The sequence below is a fragment of the Dietzia sp. DQ11-71 genome (assembly GCF_014144995.1).
GTDB lineage: Bacteria > Actinomycetota > Actinomycetes > Mycobacteriales > Mycobacteriaceae > Dietzia > Dietzia kunjamensis.
On the sequence record NZ_JAALDT010000301.1, the window covers coordinates 1 to 1920 of the forward strand.

The 1920-nt window shown below is 73.2% G+C and carries 2 protein-coding genes and 1 pseudogene; 1 reads left to right on the plus strand and 2 read right to left on the minus strand.

Translation table 11 applies throughout. The annotated features are described in order from the left end of the window. Positions 1-865: protein kinase domain-containing protein (locus G6023_RS11040; protein ID WP_182635508.1), on the minus strand; the 865-nt coding region annotated here is incomplete at its 3' end. Between the two features lie 122 nt (positions 866-987). Here G6023_RS11040 and G6023_RS11045 point away from each other — a divergent pair. Continuing rightward, on the plus strand, positions 988-1356 hold the full coding sequence (locus G6023_RS11045; protein ID WP_067713740.1) for an Rv2175c family DNA-binding protein: 369 nt from the start codon (positions 988-990) through the stop codon (positions 1354-1356). Here the strand turns inward: G6023_RS11045 and G6023_RS11050 are convergent. Next, positions 1325-1920: pseudogene (locus G6023_RS11050) on the minus strand (polyprenol phosphomannose-dependent alpha 1,6 mannosyltransferase MptB); the annotation flags it as partial. The gene G6023_RS11045 and the pseudogene G6023_RS11050 sit on opposite strands and share 32 nt — an antisense overlap.

Sequence of the window (1920 nt, forward strand, 5' to 3'; positions counted from 1 at the left end):
CGGGGAACCGGCCGATCCTGGCGGCCTGGTCCAGGTCCCGCAGCATCTCGCCGGCGTCGGCGTAGCGGTCCTCACGGCTGCGTCGCGTGGCGCGCAGGATCAGGTGGTCGAGGTCCTCGGCCACGGTGTCGGACTGGTCGGAGGGGGCCGGCACGTCGGTGTCGAGGCGACGGTAGGCCACGGCGATGGTGTTGTCACCGCTGAACGGTGGCTCCCCGGTGAGCATCTCGTAGGCGAGAACGCCGAGGGAGTACAGGTCGGACCGGGCGTCGGTGTCGGCGCCGGAGATCTGTTCGGGGGACAGGTAGGCCGCCGTGCCCATCACCACGCTGCTCGAGGTGGCGCGGGACTCGGCCACCGCCCGGACCAGGCCGAAGTCGGCGAGTTTGACCGCGCCGCTGCCGGAGATCAGCACGTTCTCGGGCTTGATGTCGCGGTGCACCAGCCCGGCCTGGTGGGCCTCCCGCAGGGCGCCGAGGAGCGGACGCAGGACGGCGGCCACGGCGTACGGGGGCATGGGGCCACGCTCGTCGAGCAGCTCCCGCAACGTGCCTCCGGGCACGAGTTCCATCACGAGGAACGCCGTGTCGGCCTCGACGCCCTGGTCGAAGACCTGGACGATGCCGGAATCCGACAGTCGGGCCACCGACCTGGCCTCGAGGGTGAAGCGGTCCACGAACGCCTTGTCCCCGGCGAGGGTCGGATCGAGCAGCTTGACGGCGACGTGGCGGTCCAACCGCTCGTCGGTGGCCAGGTGGACGGTGGACATCCCGCCGCGGGCGATGACGGCGTCGAGCCGGTATCGCCCGTCGAGCAGTGTCCCTGGGCCGGGGGGCTTCCCGTCGTAAGTGCTCATGTCGTCCATTCTGCCCCTCCCGTCCCGTCCGCGGTACGTCCCTAGCGGACGGGGTCCGTAGCCCGACGCCGTCGGCCGCGCCGGCACCGCCGGTGGGGCCCGGGCGCACCCGTGGGACTAACCTGGGTGGCGTGAGTACTGTTCCGCACGCCGACGACGTCCTGCCCGCCGACGTCGAGACCATCAACCTCCCCGCGGTGTCCGAGCGCCTGGGCATCCCCGTGACCCGCGTGCACGATCTCCTGCGCGACGGGACCCTGCTCGCCGTGCGGCGAGCGGGCATCGTGGTGGTGCCGGCGACCTTCCTGGATGACGACGACGAGGTCGTGCGCTTCCTGCCCGGACTGGTCGCGGTCCTGAGGGACGGCGGCTACCGGGACGAGGAGATCCTGCGGTGGCTGTTCGCCGAGGACGACAGCCTGCCCGGCCGGCCGGCCGACGCGCTACACGGTCACCGCGCCCGCGAGGTCATGCGGCGCGCCCAGGCGATGGCGTTCTGACCCCGGCGGTCGCGCGCCGCCACCACCAGACCGCGGCGAGGGATGCCGCGAGGGCCGCCCCGACGAGCGCGGGGCTGTAGAGGCTGGTCGACCCGTTGGGTCCGATCGCCATCACGAGGAAGACGGTCACCGCCACGGCGGCCGTGGTGGCGCGTCGACCGGGTCGGGCGGCGACCCAGAACGCCGCCACCCACACGTAATACCAGGGCCAGGCCAGCGAGTTGAGCACCACGAAGGCCAGCAGCGCGACCATGATGCCGCGGAGCGCCGAGCGGGTGTCACGCCGGTGGAGCCACCACACCACGACGAGGGTGACCCCCAGGACCACGCGTCCGACGCGGCGGGCGACCGCCAGGACGTCCTCGAATCCGGGGGTGTCGACCACGGCGTGGACCAGGTGCGCCGCGGCGGTGGGCGCGCTGAGGTAGTTGATGACCCGGTCGGAGACGGAGATCGCGTCCAGCCAGCCGAACCCGGTGCCCGAGGCGAGGGTCGCCAGGGCGAACGCGACGGCGGCGGCCCCCGCCGCGGCCCCGGTGTCGACGAGGGCGCCGAGGAGGGGGC